A 26,017-nucleotide genomic window follows, 5' to 3' on the forward strand; every position below is an offset into this window, starting at 1 on the left:
TACTTCGCAAAACCGGAAAAAAATATTCCGATGCATCATGCAGGCTCCATTTCATGCACCACCTGGCCGGCGCGCAGACGCACCAATTGGTCGGCAATGTCGAAATAACGGTCGTCATGGCTGATCACGATGATGGTCTTGCCCAGGCGTTTGAGGTCCGGCAGTAGCTCGGTGTAGAAGATGCGGCGAAAGGCCGGGTCCTGGTCGGCGGCCCATTCGTCGAACACCAGTACCGGGCGCTCCTCCAGCCAGGCATTGACCAGGGCCAGGCGTTTGCGCTGGCCGGTGGACAGGTCGGTGGTGCTGAACACACCATCCTTGACGCTGACCTTGTGCGCGATTTCCAGGCGTTCCAGGTATTTGGTCGCGCTGTCCAGGGACTGGGCTGCGCTGCCTTGTACCAAATCGTCGAACAGGTAGTAGTCAGAAAACACCGTAGTGAACAACTGCCGATAATCGTCGCGTTCAGGGTCGGTCACCGCTGTGCCGTTGAGCACAATCTCGCCGGCCTGAGGCGGATACAGGCCCAGCAGCAGCTTGATCAAGGTGGTCTTGCCGCTACCGTTTTCGCCTACGATAAATACGATATCGCCTTTCTTGATGCTGAGGTTGATCGGCCCCAGATGGAACGGCTGGCTGCCTTCTACCGCTGGTGGGCTGTAGCTGACGCTGCGCAGTTCAAGGCTGTTGACCAGCGGCTTTGGCGCTTCACTGTCGTCCATCAACAAGTGGGGCTCTGGCGAAGAAAAACGCTCCGACAGTTCGCTGATGCGCCCAAAGGCAATCTTGGCCTTGCCCACGACCGGCAAGTAACCCAGCAGGTGCTCCAGCGGCCCCTTCATGTACAACAGCACCAGCACGAAGCCAGTAATCACCGTAGGGTCGGGGTTGGGGTTGTACGCCTGCATCGCCAAAGCCAGGCCGATGACCACGAAGAACAGCATCGAGCCGAAGGTCTTGGCCAGAATATAAATATTGACCGAGCGCACCTGGATGTCGCTGATGCGGTCAGCGGTTTCCTGGATGCGATGGGTGTTCATGCGAAACCGCCGCGGGCGGTGCATGCGCAATTCCTTCGCGCCGGAGGCAATCGCATTGTAATAGCGCTGCAATTCATCCTCGTGGCTGCGGGCCAGGTCGAAGCCCTGGATGCCTTTGCCGCCGGCAATGAACTGCACGGCGCTACCGACAATGATCGCGACCACCATCATCAGAAACATCGGCACCGACAGGTAAGCCAGGTAACCGAGGCAACCCAGGGTGACGGTGGCGGCGATGGCCAGGGGTGTGAAGGCAAAGGAAAAATCGCTGATGGTGTCCACGTCGTGGGTCAGCACTGGGATCAGGCGGTGGGAGCGATACTGCTCGATCTGCCCGATCGGAGCTGACAGCACCTTTTCACCCAGGTCCTTGCGCAGGGCGGCAATGATCCGTTGCCCGACATAGTTGGTGCCGATGTCGGAAATGATCGAACTGATAAGCGCCACCACGCACAAGGCGGCAAAGGTCAGGACCACGCCCTGTGTCATGCCGCCCTCGGAATGCAGAGCATTGTTGATGGTTGCCAGCAGCAGGGTGATGGCCAGGCCGCCGACCATGCCGAGGGCGACGGAGACCGTCACAATGGTGCGAAAGGGCCGGAGCAATGCGAGCAAACCTTTGAAGGCGCCGCGCTTGGGGTCGGTCATAAATACTTCCCGGGAAATGAAAAAGAGGGGGCTGGGCACACAGACCCTTACCCATGACAAACGAAGTGCCGGCGTGACTATTTAGCTCGCTGTGCCGGGCGGTGGCCGTGGGCGATAAATTGCCTGGGGCCTGGTTCGTTCTTGTTGTGTAGGCGCACGCGTATCGACGCTGTGCGTGGCCCTTTCAGCGAGAGCGAAACAAATGACGAAAAAGAACCTGGTGTATGTCTGGTCCCTGAGAAATGCCGCTGCCGACAAGGCCGGGCAGCCGGTGGCCTATAAGGACCACGAGCGCTACATGAAGTCGGTGCTGGAGTTTCTGGTGGGCTCGCTCAACGACACGCCGCTGGGCGAGGTCTACAACCTGGTGGGCGTGGTGTATGACGACGATGAGCAAAACCCGCGCGACCAGCAGTTGGTAGCGGACTATGGCTTCGCCTACAAGCCGGGCCGCCAGTGGTTGTACCCGGCGGATTTGCGCGTGCAGGGCAAGTTGGTCAATGACCTGCTGCTGAGCGTGCCATCCACCTATCGCCGGCTGCCACGGGGCAGCGCCGAACATATCGCCGGCAAGCAGGATTTCGAGCGGCGCCTGCATGACATCCTGGTGGAGTTGAAGGCCGACATCGTGGTGCTTGACGGTTTGCTGGTTATCCTCGATGAACTGGTGCGTCCGGGCGCGCCGTTTGCCCGTCGCATCATGAACATTCATCCGGGCATCACCCGCATCGAATCGCCTTACGAGCGCCGTGGGGCCTATGCCACCTGGAATGCGTTGTACGGTGCGCGTGGGCAAGCGGTTGTAGATTGGGCGACCAGGCAGACCCAGCCGTGCGAGCCGCTGTACCTGACCGGTGCATCGTTCCACTACGTGGATAACGGTATCGACTCCGGTGAAGTGTTCCACGACGTGCTCAAGACGGAGATTTCGCCCGAGGACACCATCCTCGAACTGCGCTGGAACAACTTCAATAACAGCCTGTTCCCGGCGCTGCACGAGGGCTTGGAGCTGTTGGCCAAACAAGGCTGAGCACAATCTTGCTGATGCATGGGATCTAAATGTGGGAGGGGGCTTGCTCCCGATGAGGGCATGTCAGTCAATGCATGGGTGACTGACACACCGCTATCGGGAGCAAGCCCCCTCCCACAATTTAGAGCTCGCGCACGACCCGAAACCCAATCCAGTCCCCGCGCGTCTGCGGATAGATGTTGTTGCGGTTGCCCGAACGTGAAAACACCGGCGCCTCGCCCCAGTCATTGCCGCGAATCTGATAAGCCTCACAGTTCGGCTCCACCCACGCACTGCCATCAGTCGGTGCGCCGACGTAGTTCGGGTGCTCGCAATCGGCTACCCGCTCATACACATTGCCGTGCATGTCATACATCCCGAACGCATTCGGCGGGTAGCTGCCGACCGGCGACGAATAGCTATAGCCGTCCGCCGGGCCGTAGGTGTTGGCGTGCCTGGCGATGCTGTAGCCCTTGCCCTCGTCGAACGGAAAGGGGAACGGTCCGGTGGTACCGGCGCGCGCGGCGTATTCACGCTGGGCTTCGCTGACCATGTGGTACGTGTGTCCGGTCTTCTTCGACAACCAATTCACGTATTGCTTGATGTCGTCCATGTCCATGCATACTGCCGGCTGGCGTGGGCCCTGGGGGTAGCGTGGCTTGCTGGCGATACATTCGCGGCCGGGGCGGTCGTCGCCGTTGGCGATCTTCACGCCGGTCTGGCGCACGTAACTGTCCCATTCGCCGGCGGTGATGTGGAAACGGCTCATGGCGAACGGCTTGGCGAAGGTCACTTCATGCATCGGGCCTTCATCGGGCTCGCGCCCCACTTCATCGTCCGGGGTGCCCATGGTGAAGGTGCCGGCGGGCAGCACCACCATCTCGGGGCAGTCCTTGCAGTCCTTGAAGACCTTGCCCGGCTGCGGGGCGGCAGCATGGGCCAGGTTGGGCAGCAGGGCCCCACACAGGGCGGTGAGCGCCAGGGCGGTCAGGGGTTTGAGTCGGGATGGAGTCATGTGGGCATCTCGTTCAAAGGGAAAAAGGTCATAACCGCTGGCTCAGCAAGGTCATGAAGCGCTGGATCTCGGCCGAGTTGTTGAGCAGGCCGGGCGAGGTGCGAATCACCGGGCCGACGTCACGGTCTACCGCGTCCACCACCACGCGGTTTTTCATCAGGTGGGCCGCGACTGCATCGCTGTCCTGGCCCTTGACCCGAAAGAAGGTGAAGCCCGCCGACAGCTCGGGGCTGCGTGGTGTCACCAGTTCGATCTGCGAGTGAGCCAGCAACTGGTCTTTCAGTTCGGTATTGAGCGCATGGATGCGTGCCTGTACCGGCGCCTTGCCCAACTGCAGGTGCAACTTGAAGGCTTCGTCGGCGGCCCAGCGATGTTCGAAGGCGTGGTAGCCGCCGGGTGTCATGGTCGTGGCGAAGTCCTTGTCTTCCGAGAAGGTCGGTATCATCGGTGTGACGTATTTGTTTTCGGTCTCGCGGGCGCACACCAGGCCGGTGCCGCGCGGGCCGAACATCCACTTGTGGGTGCCTGATATAAAGAAGTCGCAGTGCATGTCCGGGAAGTCGAGGTTCTCGACGCCGAAGCCGTGCACGCCGTCGACCACATAGAGAATGCGGTCCGGCTCGTCGCGGTTGCGGTTGTGTTCGTCCACCAGCTTGCCGATCTCGCCGATGGGCAATTTCACGCCGCTGCCCGACTGCACCCACGTCATGCCCAATACGCGAGTGTTGGGGCGGATATTGCGCTGGATATTGCTCAGCACCTCATCGACCGATACCTGATTGGCGTTTTCGAACAGGCGTATTTTACGAACCTGGGTCTGCTCCTTGCGCACTCTGAAATCCAGGCTGAACTCGGTGGCATAGTGCTCGTGCACGGTGGTGAGGATTTCCTGGTCGGCGCGCACCTTGATCCCGCCGTAAATCATCGCCAGCCCTTCGGATGTGCTACCGGTGAGGGCGATCTGTGCGGGTTTGGCTTTCAAATAGCGGCCGGCCCACTCGCGTACCTGGCCTTCGCGCTTCCAGGTCTCCTGCAGGTCCCAGTCCATGGCCAGCCCGGGGTTGCGATCGATCTGCTGGCGGTAGCGTTCAATGGCTTCGCGCACCGGCTTGGGGTGCGAGGCCACCAGAAAGTTGGAAAAGTGCAGGTAGTCCGGGTCCTGGTTGAACAGCTGTTTGAGTCCCGTCCATGGGTCGTTTGTAGTGGCTGCCAGTGCCTCGGGCAGCAGTGCGGCGCCCAGTGGCAGGCTCGCGGCAAAGATGCCGGCCTGCTTGAGAAATGTACGGCGGTCGGTCATGGACTTACTTCGTGCTGGTTAGCGATTGGCCAATGGTTTGGCGGCTTTTTGTACCTGGTCCCACACCCGCAGGAAGTTGCCGCCCCACAGTTTGGCAATATCGGCTTCGGAGTAGCCGCGCTGGATCAATTCGGCGGTGACGTTGCGTACTTCGCCAACGTTCTCCCAGCCCTGCAAACCACCGCCGTCGTTGAAGTCCGAAGCGATGCCGACGTGATCAATGCCGATCTTGCGCACGGTGTAGTCGATGGCGTCTCCCAGGTCCTTGAGGGTGGCCTTGGGTTCTTCTTCAAGGATGGCGTACAGCGCGCCGGCATACTCGCCGAAGCGTTGCTCGGGCCAGGCGGCAATGATTGCATCGCCGGGCATCAAGGCCATGGCCAGGTTGGGCAGTGGTGGCAGGTCGAAGCGTGCGCGCAGGGTGTTGAGCTTGTCCTGGGTCGGCTGGCTCAAGGGGCGCAGGTACGCGGGGAAGCCCACCACCTGCACCACGCCGCCGCTGTTCTTGATCAGTTGCAGTTCTTTGTCGCTGAGGTTGCGCGGGATATCCACCGACGCCCGAGGCGCCGAGTGGGATGCCACCATCGGCGTGCGGCTCAACTGCGCGACTTGTTCCAGGGCCTTGGTCGACATCTGCGACACATCGATGATCACGCCCAGGTCATTCAGGCGATGCACCGCCTGCCGGCCGATCGGCGACAGGCCTTCAAGGGCGTCGGGCGAGTCATTGAAAAACGGCAGCGGGCGCGAAGAGTCGGACCAGGCGTTATTGCCGATGTAGCTGAACCCGAACATGCGCATGCCGCGTGCAGCCCACAGGTCCAGCTGGTTGAGGTCGTTGCCCAGCGGGTAGGCGTTGAGCATGCTGATAAAGATCGCGAACTTGCCTTCGCCGTGCAGGCGCCGCATATCGTCCGGGGTGTAGGCGATGCCCACCTGGTTGGGAAAGTCGCGCACCATGCCGGAGATGATCTTGTAGCGCACCTCCTGTTCGTGGCGGGCCTCTTCGACAAAACCGTCGGTGGGCTTGTGCGGGGCGTTCGCGCCGTTCCAGATTTCCGGCCAGCCGAAGATCGTCAGCGCGGCACCCGACAACCGGCCCCGCGCCGCCTTGGCCAGGTCGAACTGGCCGCTGCCATCCTTGTCGGCCTCATTGCCTGCCGTACCGAAATCCAGGGGCAGGGTGATGTGGCTGTCGAACGACAACAGGCGATCCTGCATTTCATTGGCCTGCTTGATCACCTCCAGCGGGTAGCCGGCGTTGCCCTTGAACCATTGGTCCCAGACCAGAAAACCGACCCCGGCGCCGATAGCCAGGGCCAACGGCAGGCCGATATACAACGCCTTTTTCGAACGTGATTTTGTCATTGCCATCTCAGTCAGTTGCGGCCTTTGCTATCAGGGAAGAACGAGCGCTGGCGGGGGAAATTTAGGCGGCGCTGGCGCGACGGTAAATTTCAGCGGGCTGCAAACGTTCTAGCTCTGATCAAGCCGTTTCCTAAGGTAGCCAATGACAATCTCTCGACGTGGGTTCATCGCAGGCCTGGCGCTGACCGGCGCGGCCGTGCCGGCGGCCTTTTATGCCCATCGCGAGCTGACGCGGGAAGAAGAATTCCCCATCACCCCCGGCGAAGCCACGGTGGACCTGGCCGACACCCAGGGCCAGCACCTGGCGAACACCCTGCGCGGCGTCTGGAGCCTGCGCCTGGCAGGGCGCGATGCCGGCCTTGCGGGTTTGCCGTTACACGGCCTGGAGCTGCTGCTCGACATCGCCCCTCGTGGCCGGGGGCTGCGGGGTTACCTGGATACCGCCGAAAACCTGCGTGCCGACGGCGAGCCACGCTATCGAGTCTTGGGCGACCTGCTGACGGGCGAGAGCGCCGTGCTCTATTGGCGGTTGATCGACCGCGACTCAGTCGGCGGTGTGCCGGCCTATGAGTTCAAGATGACCCTGGATGAAGTCTGGGCTGCCTTCGGCAATGCCGGCAGCGCCACGCTCAGCGGGCAAATCCTCGACCTCGATCGCCCCCTGGCGTTGATCGAGCGCGACAATCGTTTCATCGCGCACAAACAGCTGTTCCCCGAGGCTCGACAACGCATCGGTCTGAATCCCACGTTGCTGGCCTGGCTGGTTTCTCCCGAACATCGCCTGTTTCACCAACTGTGGCACGCCACGCGTGACCAGTGGCACAAGCTCTCCGAAGAAAAACGCGAGGCCCTGCGTGGCATCGGCTGGCAACCGGGGCCCCGTGGCCAGGAGCGCGATGCCCGCGGCAAACGCAAGGATCGCAATGGCTCGGGCATCGACTTCTTCTTCATGCACCGGCATATGCTCGGTACTGCGCGCTCCATGCAAGACCTGCCGTCGTGGCCGCAATTCCCCGCGCCGCAACCGGCGCTGGAGCGTGATCGCCTGGGCTTTGTGCGCTACTTCGACAACCACGACGGCTTCGCGCTGCCGCCCTGTTGGTCGGCGCCGGACGACGCCGACTACACCCAGTGGGTCAGTGATATCAAGACGGCCGAGACCTACCACAGCAACTTCCAGGTCTGGGAATCCCAGTACCGCGACCCGCGCTACCTGGCCAAGTTGACACTGGGCCAGTTGGGCTCGGAGATGGAACTGGGCCTGCACGACTGGCTGCACATGCGGTGGGCCTCGGTGCCCCGCGACCCGTCCAACGGCGCACCTGTGCCGTTCGCCCGTGACCCAGCAGACTTCTCGGCACGCTGGTATGCGCCTGAGAATGACTTCCTTGGCGATCCGTTTTCATCCCACGTCAATCCGGTGTTCTGGCACTTCCACGGCTGGATCGATGACCGCATCGAAGACTGGTTCCGCGCCCACGAGCGCTTCAATCCGGGCGAAGTGCGTCGCCTTGAAGTCAACGGTGTGGCCTGGTTTGCGCCGGGCCGTTGGGTTGAAGTGGGCGACCCCTGGCTGGGCCCGGACACCCACGGTTGCAGCACCACGCCGGGCTTGCAGCAGGGTCGCTCGATGGAAATGGACCCGGAAATCATGAAACTGGCCCTGCGTATTACCTTCGGCGCCGATGAGGACCTGCTCAAGGGGTTGTTCAAACGCGTACCGCGGCGGCCTTGGTATGCGCGGCATTTGAAGGTCAAGCGCGAGACATGACTGCGCGGTAGACCTTGACACCTTCAGGTCCGTACGCAACGATCAACTCAATTTTAATAAATTGAGTTTCGGCCATGGCTAAGATCCAGAAACCGGTTGATTTCGAGGTGTTATTAAAACGCTACGGCCTGGAAATTTTCGAGCTGGCTCGCACTTTCAAGGCGATCGACGACAAAGGTAGGTATTTGCACTGGGATGAGTTTCGCCGTTATCCCGCACCGGGCCTCAACAAAGAGGCAGCGTGGGCCGCTATCAAAATGTCCCGTGCGTGTGCGAGCAAAACCTTGGAGCTGCGCAGTGAATGCGGCAGGCCTTTTTTCCTGTACACCACTGATTTTTGCGACGCGGTGATTCATGCCGTGGAGTCAGTCACGTCCAGGCTAGGAGGGGCGACTGCTTCCTCTCCTCAATACCGCGACAACACTCAGTATCTGGTCGATTCATTGATGATGGAGGAGGCAATCTCCAGTGCCCAGTTGGAAGGCGCTGCTACCACTCGCAAGATCGCCAAGGACATGTTGGTCAAGGAGCGCACGCCGCAGAATGACGATGAGCGGATGATCCTGAACAACTATCATCTGATGAAGCGGGCCAAATACAGCAAGGATGCAAACCTCTCTATCGCGCTGATCTGCGAGTTTCACGGCATCGCTACGGCGGGGATTGAAGAGGGCGACGTTCATCCTGGGCAGCTTAGAATCGCTGACGATATTTTTGTGGGCGGGGCTGCGGGAGAAGTCGTTCACCAACCTCCTCAGGCAGCGCTGCTGCCGGACAGGCTCGAAGCGCTTTGCCGGTTTGCAAATGACCGACATGACGGCCAAGCCGGCAGGCATTTTATCCATCCCGTGGTGAAGGCGATCATCCTGCACTTCATGCTCGGTTATGAGCACCCATTCAGGGACGGCAACGGGCGCACTGCGCGGTGTTTATTTTACTGGTTCATGCTCAAAAGCGGTTACTGGCCCTTTGAGTACATCTCCATCAGCACACTGCTCAAGGAGGCACCCATGCAATATGGGCGCTCATATGTTCATACGGAAACCGACGCTTTTGATTTGACCTATTTCGTCATTTATCAATTAAGGGTTATCGAGCGCGCCATTAACGAATTCATGGCGTACTTTGAAAGCAAACGTAAAGAAGCCGTGGAACTGATGGGCTGGCTGGGTACGCTTGGATTGCAGGCTGAGCTGAATTACCGACAAGGGCATTTCTTGAAAAAAGTGCTCCACCACCCTGGGCGCATCTTTACGCCCAAGGAACTCACGCACGACTATGACATTTCGGAAAACACCGCACGCAAGGACCTGGAGAGGCTGGCCGGCATGAAGGTGCTGTTCAAAGTGCAGGAAGGCAAGAGTTTCTTGTACGTTGCTAGAGAGGATGGTCAAGCCAACTTGAAGAAGCTGAAGCCGAAAAGCTAGGGTTTTTCAATCTTGCTCCTCTGCCCGCAGTTGCGCACTCATCTGATCGCAACTGCGCGCCCAGTCGCTGAGCCATTGGGGCATAGGCGGCGAAGTCTCTTCCAGACCCAGTTCGCGCACGAAATCCGACGGCGGCACGTTGCCCTTGGCGCCGCGGAACACTCCACGGATCACCACCACGCCGATCACTCGGCCATGGCTGACGAAGCGGTGCTCCATCAGGCTCCACTTGTGGTCCCAGCCGAGCATTCGGGTGTGCACTTCAAATACCTCGAACAGCTTCAACTCGCGGCGAAACTTGCCCCAGGTATCGCCTACGATCGGCACTGCCTTGTGGCGCAGCGCCACGCGAAAGGCACCCGTGCGCAACACAAAATCCATGCGCGCCACATCTGCCAGGGTGAAATAACGACCATTGGTGACATGCCGGTTCAGATCCAGGTCCAACGGCCAAACCCTCATGCGCACCACCGTAGTGGCCAGGCCGTGGACCGGTTTGCGCCAGGGGCGACGCAACAGCATGTGCAGTAATCGAAACCAGAGATTCATGAAAAGACGCCAGACAGTTGAACAATGACCGCACTGTAAAGGCGAGGAATCGGATAAGGTAGGTGCGCAAATGACTTATTTCATGCGAAAAGCGCAAACTGGTTTTTAAATGCACATTACCTTGCTTCTGGCTGACCGATGTTCCGCTGCCAATGCCACCCTTGCCATGGAAGTACTCAGTGCGGCCAACCTGTTTGCGGATAGCCCGTGCTTTGAGGTGGTGCTGGCTTCCCTGGATGGGCAGGCGGTGGTGACATGGGGCGGCCAGCGCCTGGAGGTGGATTGCAGCGTGGCGCAGGTGGCCCGGACCGACCTGGTATTGATCCCAGGCTTTCTGTTTACCCTCAAGGAAGTCTTGCCGACGTTTGCCGCTTACGGCCCTTGGTTGCGTGAGCAGCATGGTCGTGGCGCAGTGCTGGCCTCGATGTGCACGGCCGCGTTTCTCTTGGCCGAGACGGGCCTGTTGCAGGGCTTGCGCGCCACCACCCATTGGGCGTTTACCGAGTTCTTCCGTCGTCGCTATGCCCAGGTCTGCCTGGATGAGGGGCAGATCCTCTGCGAAGAAAACCGCTTGATTACCTGCGGTGGCGCCACGGCGGCGATGGATTTGATGCTGCACCTGATCCGCCGCTTCGGCTCTGCGGAACTGGCTTATACCTGCGGCAAATATTTGCTGATCGATACCGGGCGCACCGAACAGTCGGTGTACGCCATGTGGTCGTTGCCCAAAAGCCACGGGGATAGCGAGATTCTGCGCGTACAGCACTGGTTGGAGCAGCACTTTACCGAGTCATTGGTGATCGACGAGGTGGCCCGGCGCTTCGGCTTTGGCGTGCGTAATTTCAAGCGCCGCTTCAAGGACGCCACCGGTCATACGCCAATCGGCTACCTGCAAACCCTGCGTCTGGAACGGGCCAAGCAGATGCTTGAGTCAACGCGCATGACGCTCGACAGCATTACCTATGCCGTTGGCTATGAAGACAGCAATTCGTTTCGGCGCCTGTTTCAGCAGCGGGTGGGTATGTTGCCGGCGGCGTATCGCAAGAAATTCCTGATCATCCAGGGCTGACTCAAATGTGGAAGGGGCGCTGCGACGATTCGACTTCCCCCGGAGGCGACCTGGCAGCCGAGCAAATCGCAGACGAAAAAAAACCGGCTGATCAGGCCGGTTTGGGGGCTCCCGCAAACAGCGCGGGGTTATACGTGGGAGCTCAGCAGACGCTCGGCACCACCTTCGGCCAGGCCACGTTCCTGCAAGCGGTCAGCACCACCTTCGGCCAGGCCACGTTCCTGCAAGCGGTCAGCACCACCTTCGGCCAGACCACGTTCCTGCAAGCGGTCAGCACCACCTTCGGCCAGACCACGTTCCTGCAAGCGGTCAGCACCGCCTTCGGCCAGACCACGTTCCTGCAAGCGATCCGCGCCGCCTTCGGCAACACGGGTTTCTATCAGCCGGTCGGCACCGCCTTCAGCGACTACCGGGTGGGCAAAAGCGTTTGCAGCGAGTACCGAGAAAGCGAGGCTAAGCAGGATTTGGCGTTTCATGATGGTGTGCTCCGAGTGCTTTAGTTGGGTGCCGTTTGGCATGGGTTTGATGTTACGCGCTGCATGTTTTAAGAGAACTTCATTGCGCTGATGGTGACTATCGATGCCAGCGATGGTCCCGCTTACGGGGCCATCACCGTGACCGTCATGGCATCTGCGGCAGTTCGTTGGGGCGCAGGTCAAACACCAGCACTTCGGCGTCCTCGCCATGGCTCAGGCGGATCTGGCGCTCGTCCCGCACTCGCACACCGTCGCCTTCCTGCAAGCGCTGACCATTGAGTTCAACGCTGCCGCGTGCCACATGGACGTAGGCGTAGCGATCCGGTGCCAGCTCCAGGCGGGTACTTTCGTCAGCGTCGAACAGCCCGGCATACACCCGCGCGTCCTGGCGCACTTTCAGCGAACCGTTGGCGCCGTCCGGCGAGATGATCAACTGCAAGCGCCCACGTTTTTGCGCTTCACTGAAGTGCTCCTGCTGATAGCGTGGCTTGGCGCCGGCTTCGTTGGGCACGATCCAGATTTGCAGGAAATGCACACCAAGGCGCTGGCTGTGGTTGAACTCGCTGTGGGCCACGCCGCTGCCGGCGCTCATCAGTTGCACATCGCCGGGGCGAATCACCGAACCAGTGCCCAGGGTGTCCTTGTGCTCCAGTGCGCCTTCAAGCACATAGGAGAAGATCTCCATGTCGCGGTGGGGGTGCTGGCCGAAGCCTTTACCCGCGGCGACACGGTCATCATTGATCACCAGCAGGTCGGAAAACCCCTGCTCCTTAGGGTTCCAGTAGTTGGCGAAAGAGAAGGTGTGGAACGACTTCAACCAACCGTGATTGGCGGCGCCGCGTTCGGAAGCTTTGCGAAGGGTCAGCATGGTCCAGTCCTCAAGTGAGCGCAGGCTGCGAGATGCAGGGCGCTTGCGTTGAGAAGAAGGTTAATGGTTAACAAAAGATTGATTAAGAAGGTGGAAATAGAATTACTGTCAACTTCAGGTTGACAGTAAAAGTCGTGCCATAATGCCCGTCGCACTCCTTCTCGATGGACATTTCCCGCTTATGAAAACCGTGGCCATGGCGCTGTTCCCGGACTTCCTGCTGCTCGACATGGCCGGGCCGCTTGAAGTGTTTTCGATTGCCAACCGCTATCTGCCGGCGGCCGATCACTACCAGATCCTGACCATTGGCACGGAGCCTGGTCCGTTGCGGGCATCCAATGGTGTGGTGGTCCAGACCGATCTACTGTTGGAACAGGCTCAGGCGGCTTATGACCTGCTGCTGGTGCCGGGTGGCCCAGGTGCCTATAACGAATGCCATCCCGCGTTGCTGCCTTGGCTGAAGGCCGCCGCGCCGCGTGCCCGGCGCTTCGGCTCGATCTGCACCGGGGCCTTTGTGCTCGGACATGCAGGTTTGCTCGACGCGCACCGCGTGACCACCCACTGGCACTACACCGAGCGCTTGATCAAGGCTTTTCCCAAGGCCATCGTCGAGACCGACCGCATCTACTTGCAGGACGGGCGCCTGATTACCTCCGGCGGCGTCACTGCGGGTATCGACCTGGCCCTGTCGGTGGTTGCCCAGGACCATGGCAAGCAAGTGGCGGTGGATGTGGCCAAAGTCTTGCTGGTGGTGATGAAGCGCCAGGGTGGCCAGGCCCAGTTCAGCCCCATGACGGCTGCGGTAGCGCCCCAGGAAACCGCGATCACCCGCGTGCAGAACCACGTGCTGGCGCATCTTGATCAGCCGTTTACCATCGAGTCCATGGCCGAACTGGCCGGCATGAGTGCACGCCATTTTGCGCGACTGTTCGCCAAGGACGTGCAGATGACGCCCATGGCGTTCTTGCAGGGCGCACGCATCGACCGTGCCCGGCAACTGCTGGAAACCACCGACCTGCCGCTCAAGACCGTGGCGTTCCACGCAGGCTTTGGCAGCGTGCGGCATATGCGCTTTCTGTTCAGTGAAAAACTGGGCCTGAACCCGACCCAATACCGACAACAGTTCAGTTAACGACACAATGTCCGTCTGAGGCACTCGATTGTCCGTATCGCTCCCCGTGCCAGCATTGTCCTGTCATCGCTAGCTGGCAAGATAGGGCCGAGCCCATGGAAAAGGATGCGCAGGCACTCAAGCACGGGTGTTTCAGCGCAGTTACGGACATGCAAGATTCTGCGACGCTGAGCTTCGGCCCCTACACCTTTCATCGGCAACAGCGCCTGGTCAGCAAGTCTGGCTGGCCGGTGCCGTTGGGCGGGCGTGCGTTGGATATTCTTACGGTACTGCTGGAAGCGCCGGGGCAGTTCATCAGCAAGGCCACCTTGATCGAACGGGTCTGGCCCAACAGCGTCGTCGAAGACAATAACCTGCGCGTGCATATTGCCGCGTTGCGCCGGGCGCTGGACGGACGACGCCTGATCCTCAATCACCCCCAGCGTGGTTATTGCTTCATTGGCCCCGTGCAAGCCACTGTGCCGACGCTGCCGGCCGCGCATAACCTGGCTGCCCGGCTCAGCCCGGTGTTCGGTCGCGAAGAGCTGGTGAGCCTGCTGGCGCGGCGCTTGTCCGGGCAACGCTTGCTGACCCTCACCGGTGTGGCCGGCGTCGGCAAAAGTACGCTGGCCCTGGTCCTGGCCGAACGCGTGTTGTCGCGCTATCGCGACGGGGTGTGGTGGCTCGACCTGACCCAGATGCAAACCCTTGGCGAACTGCTTGCCAGCGTTGCCACGGTCATGCAGTTCAAGCCCACTGACAGCCTCGATGAGGTGTCTCGCCAGTTGGCCTCGCGCCAACTGCTACTGGTGCTCGACGGTGCCGACCTGTTGCTCGGCGCCTGTCGAAAGCTGGTGCGCACACTGCGCGAAAGAGCGCCCGAGGTGAGTATCCTGATCAGCAGCCGCGAACCCTTGCTGGCGCCCGGCGAGTGGGTGTTGCGTGTACCTGCGCTGGCACTGCCTTCACCGTCGGCGTGCCGCAGTGTCGAGCAGGCCATGGCGTGTGCCGCAGTGCAGCTGTTTGTCGCCCGCGCCCGCGCCAGCCAGCAGGATTTTGTATTGCGGCCGCAGGACCTGGCGCCGTTGCGCGATATTTGTCGACGCCTGGACGGTATCCCATTGGCCCTCGAACTGGCGGCCGCCCAGGTCGATGCGCTGGGCATCGGCGCAGTGCAGCAGCAGTTGCGCAGCGGCCTGCAGGGGCTGACGCGCGGTCGCCGCACAGCGGTAGAGCACCATCGCTCAATCACCGCTGCCCTGGATTGGAGCTACGAGCGTCTGAGCCTGCCGCAGTGCTGGCTGTTCTTGCAGTTGGCCTTGTTCAAGATGGCGGTGAGCTTGCCCACGTTGAGTGAGATGGTACGCGGTACCGAGCTTGAGCACGCCGACCTGTCCTATCTGTTGGCGCGTCTGGTCAATACCTCGCTGCTGGTCATCGAGCCTGGGCTTGGCCCGCGGCGCTACCGGTTGCTCAACTGCGTGCGCAGCTATGCTTTGGCACAATTGCGTGATCCGGACCAGGTGCAGCGGTTGCAGCAAGGTTATGGAGACTGCCTGGATGTGTGTTCAGGCCGGCCGTTTGTCTTGCAACTGGTCGAGCAGGCCGCGCACGCGCATTAAGTCCTGGGTGGCGAAGCCTTCGGTAAATTGCGCGTGGATCGGGCTCAGCAGGTTCCTGGCAGCCAGGCTGCGCCCTTGCTGTTGCCACAGTTGCGCCAGGGAGTGCGCACATCGCAGCTCCCAGGCGAGCGCGCCTTGCTGGCGCGCCAGGCCAAGGGCCTGGAGCAAGAGGGCTTCAGCGACGCGCATATCACCTTGACGCGCCAACTGTTCGGCACGCACCCGCAGGATTTCCGCGGCGCACCAGCCGGCAGCGCCACTGCGTGCCCTTTCGATGGCGGCCGCGTCGGCTTCACGGGAGCCGAGTGTGATCAAGGTATCCTCGATCAGTCCCAGACCCTGCAAATGGTTGTCACCCAGGATGCCGGCGTAATGCCCGGCCCAGGTCTGGAACAGTTGCACTGAATGCTTGTGGGATTGCTCCAGCAGCAGCGTTTGCAACGCGTGTGCGTCGTCTTCGGCGCCGTTGTAGCGGGCGATTACCACGCTGGCCAACGCCAGGGTGTAGCAAATCGATGTGCCGTGATTGATCTGCAGCGCCAGCTCCAGCGCCTGGCTGGCGGTGCGCCAGGCGCGCTCGGGAAAGCCTTGCAGCCACAGAATTCTCGCCAAGATGGTCAGGGACGCGACGTTTTGGTCGTACTGCACGCCCACGCCATGGGCGAAGCGGTTCACGTGGCCACTGTGGGTCATGCGCTGCAGCACCTGCTCGGCATGGTGACGAGCAAGCGGCTGATTGCCCATGTAGTGCTGGCCCAGCGCGCGCAAGCGTTGGACGCTGAGGCCCAGCAGCGGTTCGGTGCGCGGGTCGAGGCGCTCGAACTGTACGCTTTGCTCCAGCGCCTCGGCATAGCGTCCGGCACACAGGTTCACGGCCATATGGCCTGAGACCGCACGCAACTGGCCGGCCAGGTCCTGATTCATTTCGGCCAGGCGTGCGGCACCCACGAAGGCTGCGACGGTCTGGGGCGCGGGGCCCAAGGCATGGTACGAAAGACTGCCCAAAGCCAACTGCAATTGCAGGGTCAATTGGGTGCAAGGGGCCTTGACCTGATCAATCAGCGCCAGCGCCTTGTGCACATAACCGCCGTGCTCGCGCAGTAACGACAGCTCCTGCCACAGCGGCATCGCACTGACCGTCAGGCGAATGGCCAACAGGTGCTCGTTTTCCTCGGTAAAGCTCCAGTCGAGTGCGGCGCGCACGTCCTCGCGCAGCGGTGCGTAACGGTCGAGCCAGGGCTGCGTGGCGATCAGTTCCCAGTCGCCTTGCGCCTGTTCCATCAGCGCCAGGCACCTGGCGGCGTGGCGTTCGCGAGTGGCGTGCAGCTCGCCGGCCTGGCTGAGCTTTTCCAGGGCATAGGTGCGGGTAATATCCAGCAGGCGATAAACCATCTCGTCATCGCTGGCTTCCACGTTCAACAGCGACTTGGCCACCAGTTGCGTGATGGAGCCCAGCACCTGGGCCGGGGCAATGTTTTCCCCGGCGATCACCGCCGCCGCGCTGACCAGGCTGAAACCACCGCGAAACACCGCGAGCCGGCGCAGGCAGATTTTTTCGCATTCGGTGAGCAGGTCAAAACTCCAGTCGAGCGTAGCTCGCAGGGTTTGCTGGCGGGGCAGGGCACTGCGTCGCCCGCGGGTCAGCAGACGGAAGTTGTCCTCCATCTGCACCAGCAGCCCCTGCAAGCCAAAGCGTTCGATCTGCGCGGCGACCAGTTCGATCGCCAGGGGAATGCCGTCCAGGCGCTGACAAATATCGATTGCCAACGGCAGTTCGGCTTCGCTGAGGGCAAAGCTGTCCTGATGAGACATCGCCCGCTCGATCAGCAACTGCATGGCCGGGTAACCCAGGGCCTGGGCACGGTTGCCGGTGGCGGGCGGGCAGGCCAGCGGTTCGAGGCGTTGTACATGTTCACCCTCGGCGCGCAGGGCTTCGCGGCTGGTGCTGAGAATGTGCAGGTGCGGCGCATGGCGCAACAGGGTTTCGCTGATCAGGGCAATGTCGTCGAGCAGGTGCTCGCAATTATCGATCACCAGCAGCATCTGGCGCGCCTGCAGGCTGCGGGCGAAGCTGACCAGTGGCGCATTTTCGCCGGGAGTGAGGCCGAGCAGGGCGGCGAGATTGGGCAGGATCATCGATGCGGCGCTCAGCGGCGCCAGGTCCAGAAGATGAATCCCATCGCGGTAATGCCCGATCAGCAATTCGGCGACACGCAGGGCCACGGTGGTCTTGCCGATGCCACCGGCGCCGGTCAGGGTGATGAAGCGTTGCTGCGGCAGTTGCTGCACCAGCGCGTCGATCAGGGCCTGGCGGCCGATCATTCGCGTGCGTCGCAGCGGCAGGTTATGGCGCGGGCGCTGGGGGGCGCCGTCAGTGGGTAGCGTCATCGGTTCGATGCTCAGTGGCGCAACAAAGCTGTAGCCGCGCTGGGCGACTGTGACGATATAGCGCTGCCCGGCCTGGCCGTCACCCAGCGCCTTGCGCAACGCCGCCATGTGTACCCGCAGGTTGCCGTCTTCCACCACGCTTGTGGGCCAGACCCGCGCGATCAGCTCCTGCTTGCTCACCACATTGCCGGCTTGCTCCAGCAGGATCAGCAGGATATCCACCGCCCGCCGCCCCAGGCGCAACGGGCGACCAGCCTCCAGCACCAGGCGCTGGCGCGGGTGGATGCAGTAGGGGCCGAAGTGCACGGCCTGGTCGCTCAGGTCTGTCATGGTTGCCCAGGTTATGGAGTAGGGGTTGGGCCAGCATATTCCAGCTGCGTCACGACCACTAGGCGGCGATCACGTCAGGTTTGGGACGCGAGTGGTGATTTCGCCAGGTCATCGGGTTCACACCTTCGCTGCGCGTGAACATATGGCAGAAGTGCGCCTGGTCGCAGAATCCGCATTCTAGGCTGATTTGCGTGAGGCTCAAGGACGAACCGGTGATCAATTCCTTGGCCCGCAGAATCCGCTGCTGGCGAATCCATTCCTGGGGCGACACCCCGGTGGTGCATTTGAAGGCGCGGGAGAAATGGCTGCGCGACAAGGCGCAGGCCTGGGCCAGGTCGGCGATGGCCAGGCTTTCGCCGAGATTGGCGAGGATCAATTGCTTGGCGATGCGCTCGCGCCGGGGGCACAGGCCACCGGTGGCGGACAAACGAGGGGCATATTGCTCAAGTCGGGCCATGACAAATATCCGCAGTCGATGGGAGCGTTCCCGTGAATGGATGCAGTGTAGACGCGGCTTATCTTGTTGCCGGGCCGCCTGGCTGACGAGTTAATCGTTGTTAATTTCGCCAGGTGCCGTCGCATAAAAGACAGCACGGCTATGCAATCGCAGGCGTGCGGGGCATGCTTTGCTTGCCCTCTGCAAATTGTCTGGATACCGCCATGAACCGCAACGACCTGCGTCGCGTCGATATGAACCTGCTGGTGATTTTCGAGGCCCTGATGTTCGAAAAAAACCTGACCCGGGTTGCCGAGAAGCTCTTCATGGGCCAACCGGCGGTCAGCGCGGCGCTGGGCCGTCTGCGCGATTTGTTCGACGACCCGTTGTTGCTGCGCAACGGTCGCGGCATGGAGCCCACGCCACGTGCGGTGGCAATACTCAAGGAGCTGCAACCGGCCATGGACACCATCTCCGGCGCCGTCAGCCGCGCCAAGGATTTCGACCCTTCCACCAGTTGCGCGGTGTTTCGCATTGGCCTGTCCGATGACGCCGAGTTCGGGCTGTTTCCCGCGTTGCTCAGCCAATTGCGCGAGGAGGCCCCGGGCATCATCGTGGTGGTGCGCCGGGCCAATTACCTGTTGATGTCATCGCTGCTGGCCAGCGGCGAAATTTCGGTCGGGGTGAGCTACACCACCGAACTGCCGGCCAATGCCAAACGTAAGAAACTGCGGGATATTCCCTGCAAGGTGTTGCGCGGGGATGACGGTGAGGCGCCGCTGAGTCTGGATGACTACTGCGCCAGGCCCCATGCAATGGTGTCGTTTTCAGGGGACTTGAGCGGCAATATCGATTTGGACCTGGCGCGCATCGGTCGCTCGCGGCGGGTGGTGCTGGCGGTGCCGCAGTTCAGCGGGTTGCGCGCGTTGCTGGCGGGTACACAGATCATCGCGACCGTGCCGGACTACGCAGCGTGCGCGTTGACCGAAGGCACCCGCTTGCGGGCCGAGGATCCGCCGTTTGCGATTGATGCGGCGGAGCTGTCGATGGTCTGGAGCGGGGTGCATGACAATGACCCGGCGGAGCGCTGGCTACGCGGGCGGATTGCCGAGCATATGGCGGCGAGCTGACTGCCAAGTGACTGTCGGTGATCTCCTCCCACAGAAACCCAGACAGCACATACATCCAATTCCCAGTACCCCCGGCCCGGCAAACTCCTCCCATCGCTCAATCCTGCGGGGGAGTCACCCAATCATGGACCCAACACCTAAAACCAGCTCTGACGAAGTCGTCACGCTGGTCGTCAAGCACCGGGTCAAGCCCGGCCGTGAAACCGAGTACGAAGCCTGGCTACGCCGCATCGTGCGTATCGCTGGCGAACGCCCCGGCCACCTGGGCGTCGACGTGGTGCGCAGCCAGCAAAACGGCACGGCCCTGTTCACCTGCGTATTGCGCTATAGCTCCACCGATGCCCTGGAACTGTGGCTCGACTCCCCGCAACGCCAGGCCCTGATCGACGAAGCCGCGCCCATGCTGGCTGACGGCGATCAGACTGAAATCGGCGGCGCCAATGAGTTCTGGTTCGCCCCTCAGGCCGACGGCGCCGCCAAGCCGCCGCGCTGGAAGCAGGCGGTGGTCAGCCTGCTTGTGATCCTGCCGCAAACCTTGCTGCTGCCCTTTATCTGGGGGCCGATCCTGCGGCTGCATCCGTTTTTGTCCAACTACGTGGTCTCGACCTTTTTGGTCACCCTCACCATCGTGCTGTTGGTGGTGTACCTGCTGATGCCGGCAGCCACCCGCCTGTTCGCTCCCTGGCTTGAAGCCTCTGTAAAGGAAACCCTATGAACGCCGATCTGATTCTGTTCAATGGCCAGTTCCACACTGTGGACCGGGAAAACCCACGCGCCAGCGCCGTCGCCATCCGCGACGGGCGCTTCGTTGCTGTCGGCACTGACGGTGAGGCCATGGCCCTGCGCGGCAACGGCACCCAGGTGATCGACCTCAAGGGCCGCACCGTCATCCCCGGCCTAAACGACTCGCACCTGCACCTGATCCGTGGCGGGCTGAACTACAACCTCGAACTGCGCTGGGAGGGTGTGCCGTCCCTGGCCGATGCCTTGCGCATGCTCAAGGACCAGGCCGACCGTACCCCCACGCCGCAATGGGTGCGCGTGGTCGGCGGCTGGAACGAATTCCAGTTCGCCGAAAAACGCATGCCCACCCTGGAAGAACTCAACCAGGCCGCGCCGGATACGCCGGTGTTCGTGCTGCACCTGTACGACCGCGCCTTGCTCAACCGTGCGGCGCTGCGCGTGGCCGGCTACACCAAGGACACGCCGAACCCACCGGGCGGCGAGATCGTACGTGACAGCAACGGCAACCCCACCGGGATGCTGGTGGCGCGGCCCAACGCGATGATTTTGTATTCGACCTTGGCCAAAGGCCCGAAACTGCCGCTGGAATACCAGGTCAACTCCACCCGCCAATTCATGCGCGAACTCAATCGCCTGGGCCTGACCAGCGCTATCGATGCCGGCGGTGGTTTCCAGAACTACCCGGACGATTACGCGGTGATCGAGCAACTGGCCAAGGACCAGCAGTTGACGGTGCGCATCGCCTACAACCTGTTCACCCAAAAGCCCAAGGAAGAACTCAGCGACTTCAAGAACTGGACCGGCAGCGTCACCCTGCATCAGGGTGACGACTACCTGCGCCACAACGGTGCCGGGGAGATGCTGGTGTTCTCCGCTGCGGACTTCGAAGACTTCCTCGAACCACGTCCGGACCTGCCGCTGACCATGGAACAGGAGCTGGAACCGGTGGTGCGCCACCTGGTGGAACAGCGCTGGCCGTTCCGCCTGCACGCCACTTACGACGAATCCATCTCGCGTATGCTCGACGTGTTCGAGAAGGTCAACCGAGACATTCCGTTCAATGGCCTGCCGTGGTTCTTCGACCATGCCGAAACCATCACCCCGAAAAACATCGAACGGGTGCGCGCCCTCGGCGGTGGTATTGCGATCCAGGATCGCATGGCGTTCCAGGGTGAGTACTTTGTCGAGCGCTATGGCGCCAAGGCCGCCGAAGCCACGCCACCGATCAAGCGCATGTTGGCCGAAGGCGTGCCGGTAGGGGCGGGCACCGATGCCACGCGGGTCTCCAGCTATAACCCCTGGACCTCGTTGTACTGGATGGTCAGCGGCCGCACGGTCGGCGGCCTGGAGCTGCATGCCGAGGGCTTGCCGCGCCTTACCGCGCTGGAGTTGTTTACCCACGGCAGCGCCTGGTTCTCGTCCGAGCAGGGCAAGAAAGGCCAGATCAAGGTCGGTCAGTTGGCCGATGTCGCAGCGCTGTCGGCGGACTTTTTCAGTGTCGATGAAGAAGCCATCAAGTGGATCGAGTCGGTACTCACCGTGGTCGGCGGCAAGGTCGTCTACGGCGCTGGCGACTTCGAAGATTACGCCCCGCCGCGCGTGCCGGTGCTGCCGGACTGGTCGCCGGTGGCCAAGGTGCCGGGGCACTGGCGCCCGACTTCGCCGATGCAGGCGCAGGTACATCAGTGCAGCGGCCCGTGCGGCGTACACGCCCACAGCCATGAAAAAGCCCGTCTTTCCAGCGTGCCGGTCAGCGACTTCCAGGGTTTCTGGGGCGCGTTCGGCTGCTCGTGCTTTGCCTTTTAATCAGCAAATCGAAGGAGTTAACCCATGACTTACAAGCGCTTGAACAAAGATGACGCCGTTGTCCTGCTGGTCGATCACCAGACCGGTCTGATCTCCCTGGTGCAGGATTTTTCCCCCAACGAGTTCAAGAACAACGTGTTGGCCCTGGCCGACGTAGCCAAGTTCTTCAACCTGCCGACCATCCTGACCACCAGCTTTGAAAGCGGCCCCAACGGCCCACTGGTTCCGGAACTCAAGGCACTGTTCCCGGACGCGCCGTACATCGCTCGCCCTGGCCAGATCAACGCCTGGGACAATGAAGAGTTCGTCAAGGCCGTCAAGGCCACCGGCCGTAAGCAGATCATCATTGCTGGTGTGGTGACGGATGTGTGCGTTGCCTTCCCGACCCTGTGCGCCCTGGCCGAAGGCTTCGAGGTGTTTGTGGTCACTGACGCCTCCGGCACCTTCAACGAGACCGTGCAACAAGCTGCCTGGGCACGTATGACCGCCGCGGGTGCGCAACTGGTGAACTGGTTCTCGGTGGCCTGCGAGCTGCAAGTGGACTGGCGCAACGACATGGAAGGCCTGGCCAACCTGCTGTCGCCGCGCATCCCCAACTACCGCAACCTGATGAACAGCTACTCGGCGTTTACTGCCAAATAACCGGTTCTCGAAACTTGTAGGTAATCCCTGTGGGAGGGGGCTTGCTCCCGATAGCGGTGAGTCAGATATGGATTAATTGACTGACCCACCGCTATCGGGAGCAAGCCCCCTCCCACATCAGGTTTGTGGTGTGCCTCTTAACCCGCTATAAAACAGCCCATCGTCCACTGAGTAGCGACAATGAACCCCTTCGAAGACATGCGCCTGTTCTGTCAGGTCATGGAGTCCGGCAGTTTCACCGCCGCCGCCGAGCAACTGGGCCTGTCCAAGCAATTTGTCAGCCGCCGCCTGATCCAGCTAGAAGAACGCCTGGGCGTGCGCCTGCTCAATCGCTCCACGCGGCGCCTGGATGTCACGCCACTGGGCCAGAGTTACTACGAATCCGCCTTGCGCCTGCTCAGTGATGTCGAGCAGGTGGAGCAGGGCATTGCCGGGCAGAACAGCGAACCGCGCGGCACGATTCGCCTCAGTGCGCCGCTTTCGTTTGCCATGGCGCACTTGGGTTGCCTGCTGCCGCTGTTCCTGCAGCGCTATCCCGACGTGTCGGTGGAGGTTGATCTCAGCGACCGCCCGGTAGACCTGATCGGCGAAGGCTACGACTTGGTGCTGCGGATCGGCACCCTGGAAGATTCCACCTTGATCGCCCGCCGTATCGCCAGCATCCCGAGGGTGTATTGCGCCAGCCCCGATTACCTGGCTTTGCGCGGCACGCCGCAAAAACCTGACGACCTTGCCGACCACGACTGCCTGCCTTACGGTCACGGCCGCCAGGTGCAATGGCGTTTCAAGGGCAAGCTGCAAGCGCTGAATGTGAGCGGGCGCATGCGGGTCAACAACGGCGATTTGCTGCGTGACACCGCCATTGCCGGGTTGGGGGTTACCTACCTGCCGACGTTCATAGTCGGCGAGGCATTGAAGGACGGTCGCCTGGTCAGCGTATTGGACGAGTTCGCGCCCGAAGCCCTGACGTTGTCGGCGGTGTACCCCCAGCACCGGCAGAGTTCACGGCCGGTACAGGCGTTGGTCGAGTTCCTGCGTGAACGCCTGGCTGGCGGTTGCTGATACGTGTGGGAGCAGGCAAGCCAGCTCCTGTACTTTGAATAGCGTCAGGCGTTTGCTACGTTGGTTAATTCAAGGCCCGCCACATACCGCTCCAGATTCGCCAGGAACGTATCCGCAATCTCCTCCTTGCTGTTGGTAGAAATCGCCGACGTATGCGGCGACAACCGCACCCTGGGATGGGTATACAGCGGATGCCCGTCCGGCAACGGCTCCGGCTCGGTCACGTCGAGCGATGCCAGCCCGATCTGCCCGTTATCCAGCGCCTCCAGCAGCGCCTCCTGATCCAGCAAGCCACCGCGTGCGATGTTGATCAGGTGCAGCCCCGGCTTGGCGCTGCCCAGTACGTCACGGTTGATAACGTGCCGCGTTGCCTCGGTCAGTGGTGCCGCCACCACCAGGTGGTCGGCGCGGGCGAACAGGTCGTGGATGTCAGTGGCGGCCTCCACGCCGGCGCTGAACGGAGCCTGGCTCTGACGCAGCGCGATCACCTTGAGGCCAAGGCCCAGGGCTTTTTGCGCCAGGCTTTCGCCAATCGCCCCAAAGCCCAAGATACCCAGGGTGGTACCTTTGAGCGGGCGCAGGGCGGTGAAATTCCACTGCGAGTCTTTCACCCAGATGTCCGGCAGGTGTTTGGCGGCGGCAAAGATTGCTGCCAGGGCGAATTCGGCCAGGTTGTCGGCCGCGCTGCCCCTGGACGTGCTCACAGGCGGGCCGTTGAACAGCCACTGCGGGTAGAAGTCGATGCCCGATGACACCAGGTGCACCCATTGCGCGCCGTAGGGCCAGCCCGGTGGGGGCGTGTCGGGGGCGATATAGCCGCGCACATTGATCGGGCGCAACAGCAGGATATTGGCCTGGGGTGGCAGGTCGTTCGGCGCACCCACCGGCACACCGATCACCTGAGCTTGGGGGTGCAGCGGCGCCAGTCGTTCGCGAATGACCTGGTTGAAGTCTTCGTCCAACTGGCTGGCAATTATCACGTGGCTCATGGGCGCTCCTTCTGGTGTTGGGTAAACACGGCTCTGCCGACACCTTGCAGCACGGCGTCGTTTTGTGGGGTATGCACGCGGCTGCACAGCACATCGCGGTAATGCCGTTGCAGTGGGCTATGGCGTGACAAGCCTGGGTTGCCCGAGGCTTCGATGGCCAGCTCGACGGCGCGGATCGCGTTACCGGTCACCAGGTATTTCAATTGTGCGGCGTTGGCGGTCGGCGTGTGGCCTTGAGCGGCAGCCTCAAGCAGGCTGCGATTGGCGAACAGCAATGTGTCGATATGGCCGACGGTTTCCTGAAAGCGCGGCAAAGTGGACAGCGCAGCACCCAGGTTGGATGGCTTGCGCTCTTGCAGCCAATTCACCAACCAGTCCCGCGCCGCCTGGGCCACCGCGTCGTAAACCGACGACAGCAGCACCGACATCCACAGCAAGCCTTCGCCATCCAGCTCCGGCTGCGGCGCGCTAAAGGGGCTGACGCTGACGGCGTGGTCCAGTGGCACCAGCACGTTGTCGAGCACCACCTCGTGGCTGCAAGTGGCGCGCATACCCAGGTGATCCCAGGTGTCGATGATGCTCACGCCGGGGCTGTCCTTGGCCACCAGCCAGGCGCCCACCAGCGGGTCTGCGTCGTCGCTGCGCGCCCATACGCTGAACCAGCTCAAACCATGGCTGCCGGTGGAGTAGAGTTTGCGCCCGCTGATACGCCAGCCGTCAACGGTGCGCACGGCGGTGGTGGCGGGTAAACCGCCACGGGCCGGTGTGCCCAGGTCCGGCTCGACGCGCAGGGCATTGATCAGCGCACCGTTGCGCACCGCGTCCTCGGCGACGCGTACCCGCAGGTGCCGGGGCCAGGTTTTGCTGTCTTGCAGGTGGGCGTGTTGCAGGTACTGCATCACCAGGATCAGCGCCGTGGAGGGCTCGCCCTTGGCGAGGGCGCTGATGGCCTTGCGCGCCTGTGCCAGGCTGGCACCGCCGCCGCCGAGGGCGCTGGGGACGGTGAGGGCGACCAGGCCGTGTTGGTGCAACAGGTTGAAGTTGGCGTGGGGGAAGGCGCCGCTTTCGTCATAGACATGAGCGGTCCCGGCCAGTTCGGCGCTGAGGCGGGTGAGCGTGGTGTCGAAATCGACGACGTCTACAGCGCGTAGAGACGAGTGAGTCATCAGCATGTACTCGGTCAAGTGTGGGAGGGTGTCTAGCCTTGAGCGGGGCTCGCA

Annotated in this window: 22 protein-coding genes; 11 read left to right on the plus strand and 11 right to left on the minus strand. The window is 61.8% G+C overall.

Going from position 1 to position 26,017, the window contains the following annotated elements; all coding sequences use genetic code 11:
- Positions 1–35: 35 nt before the first annotated feature.
- Positions 36–1,688 (minus strand): cyclic peptide export ABC transporter, encoded by a 1,653-nt coding sequence (locus tag J1G33_RS20865; protein WP_223018664.1) that lies wholly within the window; start codon positions 1,686–1,688, stop codon positions 36–38.
- A gap of 202 nt (positions 1,689–1,890) precedes the next feature.
- Between J1G33_RS20865 and J1G33_RS20870 the strand changes: the two genes are divergently transcribed.
- Positions 1,891–2,718, plus strand: coding sequence for a N(5)-hydroxyornithine transformylase PvdF (locus J1G33_RS20870; protein WP_223018665.1), 828 nt, complete (start codon positions 1,891–1,893; stop codon positions 2,716–2,718).
- Positions 2,719–2,839: 121 nt separating this feature from the next.
- Here J1G33_RS20870 and J1G33_RS20875 read toward each other — a convergent pair whose 3' ends face one another.
- Genes J1G33_RS20875 through pvdM form a run of 3 tightly spaced genes read right to left on the minus strand, consistent with a single transcriptional unit; the run spans position 2,840 to position 6,377 of the window.
- Complete coding sequence (locus tag J1G33_RS20875; protein WP_223018666.1) at positions 2,840–3,712, minus strand: formylglycine-generating enzyme family protein; 873 nt, start codon at positions 3,710–3,712, stop codon at positions 2,840–2,842.
- A 28-nt stretch (positions 3,713–3,740) separates the two neighbouring features.
- Positions 3,741–5,009 (minus strand): aminotransferase class V-fold PLP-dependent enzyme, encoded by a 1,269-nt coding sequence (locus tag J1G33_RS20880; protein ID WP_223018667.1) that lies wholly within the window; start codon positions 5,007–5,009, stop codon positions 3,741–3,743.
- Positions 5,010–5,027: 18 nt separating this feature from the next.
- Positions 5,028–6,377 (minus strand): pyoverdine-tailoring dipeptidase-like protein PvdM, encoded by a 1,350-nt coding sequence (gene pvdM, locus J1G33_RS20885; protein ID WP_223018668.1) that lies wholly within the window; start codon positions 6,375–6,377, stop codon positions 5,028–5,030.
- 142 nt (positions 6,378–6,519) lie between these two features.
- On the opposite strand from pvdM, the gene J1G33_RS20890 reads away from it, so the two are divergent.
- Positions 6,520–8,148 carry a hypothetical protein gene (locus J1G33_RS20890; protein ID WP_032876290.1) on the plus strand — a complete coding sequence of 543 codons (1,629 nt, stop codon included), beginning with the start codon at positions 6,520–6,522 and terminating at the stop codon, positions 8,146–8,148.
- A 74-nt stretch (positions 8,149–8,222) separates the two neighbouring features.
- The gene (locus J1G33_RS20895) at positions 8,223–9,575 is read left to right on the plus strand and encodes a Fic family protein (protein WP_223018669.1); all 1,353 of its coding nucleotides are present in this window, start codon (positions 8,223–8,225) and stop codon (positions 9,573–9,575) included.
- A 6-nt stretch (positions 9,576–9,581) separates the two neighbouring features.
- Here J1G33_RS20895 and J1G33_RS20900 read toward each other — a convergent pair whose 3' ends face one another.
- Entirely contained in the window at positions 9,582–10,124 is a 543-nt protein-coding gene (locus tag J1G33_RS20900; RefSeq protein WP_223018670.1) for an acyl-CoA thioesterase, read from the minus strand.
- Positions 10,125–10,233: 109 nt separating this feature from the next.
- On the opposite strand from J1G33_RS20900, the gene J1G33_RS20905 reads away from it, so the two are divergent.
- Entirely contained in the window at positions 10,234–11,193 is a 960-nt protein-coding gene (locus J1G33_RS20905) for a helix-turn-helix domain-containing protein (protein WP_223018671.1), read from the plus strand.
- A gap of 128 nt (positions 11,194–11,321) precedes the next feature.
- Here J1G33_RS20905 and J1G33_RS28105 read toward each other — a convergent pair whose 3' ends face one another.
- Positions 11,322–11,669 (minus strand): hypothetical protein, encoded by a 348-nt coding sequence (locus J1G33_RS28105; protein ID WP_248089694.1) that lies wholly within the window; start codon positions 11,667–11,669, stop codon positions 11,322–11,324.
- Between the two features lie 145 nt (positions 11,670–11,814).
- Positions 11,815–12,537, minus strand: a complete 723-nt coding sequence (locus J1G33_RS20915; RefSeq protein ID WP_005787654.1) for a pirin family protein — start codon at positions 12,535–12,537, stop codon at positions 11,815–11,817.
- Positions 12,538–12,718: 181 nt separating this feature from the next.
- Here J1G33_RS20915 and J1G33_RS20920 point away from each other — a divergent pair, with 181 nt between their 5' ends.
- Both J1G33_RS20920 and J1G33_RS20925 read left to right on the plus strand, forming a co-directional pair.
- The gene (locus tag J1G33_RS20920) at positions 12,719–13,669 is read left to right on the plus strand and encodes a GlxA family transcriptional regulator (RefSeq protein WP_032876275.1); all 951 of its coding nucleotides are present in this window, start codon (positions 12,719–12,721) and stop codon (positions 13,667–13,669) included.
- A 95-nt stretch (positions 13,670–13,764) separates the two neighbouring features.
- A complete protein-coding gene (locus tag J1G33_RS20925; protein ID WP_223018673.1) occupies positions 13,765–15,270 on the plus strand; it encodes a winged helix-turn-helix domain-containing protein in 1,506 nt (501 codons plus the stop codon).
- Here the strand turns inward: J1G33_RS20925 and J1G33_RS20930 are convergent.
- Entirely contained in the window at positions 15,217–17,988 is a 2,772-nt protein-coding gene (locus J1G33_RS20930) for a winged helix-turn-helix domain-containing protein (protein ID WP_223018674.1), read from the minus strand. The two genes, J1G33_RS20925 and J1G33_RS20930, sit on opposite strands and share 54 nt — an antisense overlap.
- Before the next feature lie 58 nt (positions 17,989–18,046).
- Positions 18,047–18,445: an AraC family transcriptional regulator gene (locus J1G33_RS20935; protein ID WP_103734404.1), complete on the minus strand. Its 399-nt coding sequence runs from the start codon at positions 18,443–18,445 to the stop codon at positions 18,047–18,049.
- Between the two features lie 203 nt (positions 18,446–18,648).
- Here J1G33_RS20935 and J1G33_RS20940 point away from each other — a divergent pair, with 203 nt between their 5' ends.
- The 5 genes from J1G33_RS20940 to J1G33_RS20960 all read left to right on the plus strand — a co-directional run bounded on the left by J1G33_RS20940 (position 18,649) and on the right by J1G33_RS20960 (position 23,808).
- Entirely contained in the window at positions 18,649–19,554 is a 906-nt protein-coding gene (locus J1G33_RS20940; protein ID WP_032876265.1) for a LysR family transcriptional regulator, read from the plus strand.
- Positions 19,555–19,678: 124 nt separating this feature from the next.
- Positions 19,679–20,269 carry an antibiotic biosynthesis monooxygenase gene (locus tag J1G33_RS20945; RefSeq protein WP_032876263.1) on the plus strand — a complete coding sequence of 197 codons (591 nt, stop codon included), beginning with the start codon at positions 19,679–19,681 and terminating at the stop codon, positions 20,267–20,269.
- Complete coding sequence (locus J1G33_RS20950) at positions 20,266–22,104, plus strand: amidohydrolase (RefSeq protein ID WP_032876260.1); 1,839 nt, start codon at positions 20,266–20,268, stop codon at positions 22,102–22,104. Before J1G33_RS20945 ends, J1G33_RS20950 begins: the two co-directional genes overlap by 4 nt.
- Positions 22,105–22,128: 24 nt before the next feature.
- Positions 22,129–22,746 carry an isochorismate family cysteine hydrolase YcaC gene (gene ycaC, locus J1G33_RS20955; RefSeq protein WP_005787666.1) on the plus strand — a complete coding sequence of 206 codons (618 nt, stop codon included), beginning with the start codon at positions 22,129–22,131 and terminating at the stop codon, positions 22,744–22,746.
- A gap of 180 nt (positions 22,747–22,926) precedes the next feature.
- Positions 22,927–23,808, plus strand: a complete 882-nt coding sequence (locus tag J1G33_RS20960) for a LysR family transcriptional regulator (protein ID WP_005787668.1) — start codon at positions 22,927–22,929, stop codon at positions 23,806–23,808.
- A gap of 44 nt (positions 23,809–23,852) precedes the next feature.
- Here the strand turns inward: J1G33_RS20960 and J1G33_RS20965 are convergent, their stop codons facing one another.
- Together J1G33_RS20965 and J1G33_RS20970 are read right to left on the minus strand one after the other, a co-directional pair.
- Entirely contained in the window at positions 23,853–24,797 is a 945-nt protein-coding gene (locus J1G33_RS20965) for a D-isomer specific 2-hydroxyacid dehydrogenase family protein (protein ID WP_032876254.1), read from the minus strand.
- Positions 24,794–25,963 carry an acyl-CoA dehydrogenase family protein gene (locus tag J1G33_RS20970; RefSeq protein ID WP_223018675.1) on the minus strand — a complete coding sequence of 390 codons (1,170 nt, stop codon included), beginning with the start codon at positions 25,961–25,963 and terminating at the stop codon, positions 24,794–24,796. Before J1G33_RS20970 ends, J1G33_RS20965 begins: the two co-directional genes overlap by 4 nt.
- Between the last annotated feature and the right edge of the window lie 54 nt (positions 25,964–26,017).

The sequence above is a fragment of the Pseudomonas sp. P867 genome (assembly GCF_019891455.1).
Lineage (GTDB): Bacteria > Pseudomonadota > Gammaproteobacteria > Pseudomonadales > Pseudomonadaceae > Aquipseudomonas > Aquipseudomonas synxantha_A.

Bases quoted from the DNA above. Each gene is read 5' to 3' on its own strand.
- J1G33_RS20865 (WP_223018664.1), bottom strand. From the start codon at position 1,688: ATGACCGACCCCAAGCGCGGCGCCTTCAAAGGTTTGCTCGCATTGCTC.
- J1G33_RS20870 (WP_223018665.1), top strand. From the start codon at position 1,891: ATGACGAAAAAGAACCTGGTGTATGTCTGGTCCCTGAGAAATGCCGCT.
- J1G33_RS20875 (WP_223018666.1), bottom strand. From the start codon at position 3,712: ATGACTCCATCCCGACTCAAACCCCTGACCGCCCTGGCGCTCACCGCC.
- J1G33_RS20880 (WP_223018667.1), bottom strand. From the start codon at position 5,009: ATGACCGACCGCCGTACATTTCTCAAGCAGGCCGGCATCTTTGCCGCG.
- pvdM (WP_223018668.1), bottom strand. From the start codon at position 6,377: ATGACAAAATCACGTTCGAAAAAGGCGTTGTATATCGGCCTGCCGTTG.
- J1G33_RS20890 (WP_032876290.1), top strand. From the start codon at position 6,520: ATGACAATCTCTCGACGTGGGTTCATCGCAGGCCTGGCGCTGACCGGC.
- J1G33_RS20895 (WP_223018669.1), top strand. From the start codon at position 8,223: ATGGCTAAGATCCAGAAACCGGTTGATTTCGAGGTGTTATTAAAACGC.
- J1G33_RS20900 (WP_223018670.1), bottom strand. From the start codon at position 10,124: ATGAATCTCTGGTTTCGATTACTGCACATGCTGTTGCGTCGCCCCTGG.
- J1G33_RS20905 (WP_223018671.1), top strand. From the start codon at position 10,234: ATGCACATTACCTTGCTTCTGGCTGACCGATGTTCCGCTGCCAATGCC.
- J1G33_RS28105 (WP_248089694.1), bottom strand. From the start codon at position 11,669: ATGAAACGCCAAATCCTGCTTAGCCTCGCTTTCTCGGTACTCGCTGCA.
- J1G33_RS20915 (WP_005787654.1), bottom strand. From the start codon at position 12,537: ATGCTGACCCTTCGCAAAGCTTCCGAACGCGGCGCCGCCAATCACGGT.
- J1G33_RS20920 (WP_032876275.1), top strand. From the start codon at position 12,719: ATGAAAACCGTGGCCATGGCGCTGTTCCCGGACTTCCTGCTGCTCGAC.
- J1G33_RS20925 (WP_223018673.1), top strand. From the start codon at position 13,765: ATGGAAAAGGATGCGCAGGCACTCAAGCACGGGTGTTTCAGCGCAGTT.
- J1G33_RS20930 (WP_223018674.1), bottom strand. From the start codon at position 17,988: ATGACAGACCTGAGCGACCAGGCCGTGCACTTCGGCCCCTACTGCATC.
- J1G33_RS20935 (WP_103734404.1), bottom strand. From the start codon at position 18,445: ATGGCCCGACTTGAGCAATATGCCCCTCGTTTGTCCGCCACCGGTGGC.
- J1G33_RS20940 (WP_032876265.1), top strand. From the start codon at position 18,649: ATGAACCGCAACGACCTGCGTCGCGTCGATATGAACCTGCTGGTGATT.
- J1G33_RS20945 (WP_032876263.1), top strand. From the start codon at position 19,679: ATGGACCCAACACCTAAAACCAGCTCTGACGAAGTCGTCACGCTGGTC.
- J1G33_RS20950 (WP_032876260.1), top strand. From the start codon at position 20,266: ATGAACGCCGATCTGATTCTGTTCAATGGCCAGTTCCACACTGTGGAC.
- ycaC (WP_005787666.1), top strand. From the start codon at position 22,129: ATGACTTACAAGCGCTTGAACAAAGATGACGCCGTTGTCCTGCTGGTC.
- J1G33_RS20960 (WP_005787668.1), top strand. From the start codon at position 22,927: ATGAACCCCTTCGAAGACATGCGCCTGTTCTGTCAGGTCATGGAGTCC.
- J1G33_RS20965 (WP_032876254.1), bottom strand. From the start codon at position 24,797: ATGAGCCACGTGATAATTGCCAGCCAGTTGGACGAAGACTTCAACCAG.
- J1G33_RS20970 (WP_223018675.1), bottom strand. From the start codon at position 25,963: ATGACTCACTCGTCTCTACGCGCTGTAGACGTCGTCGATTTCGACACC.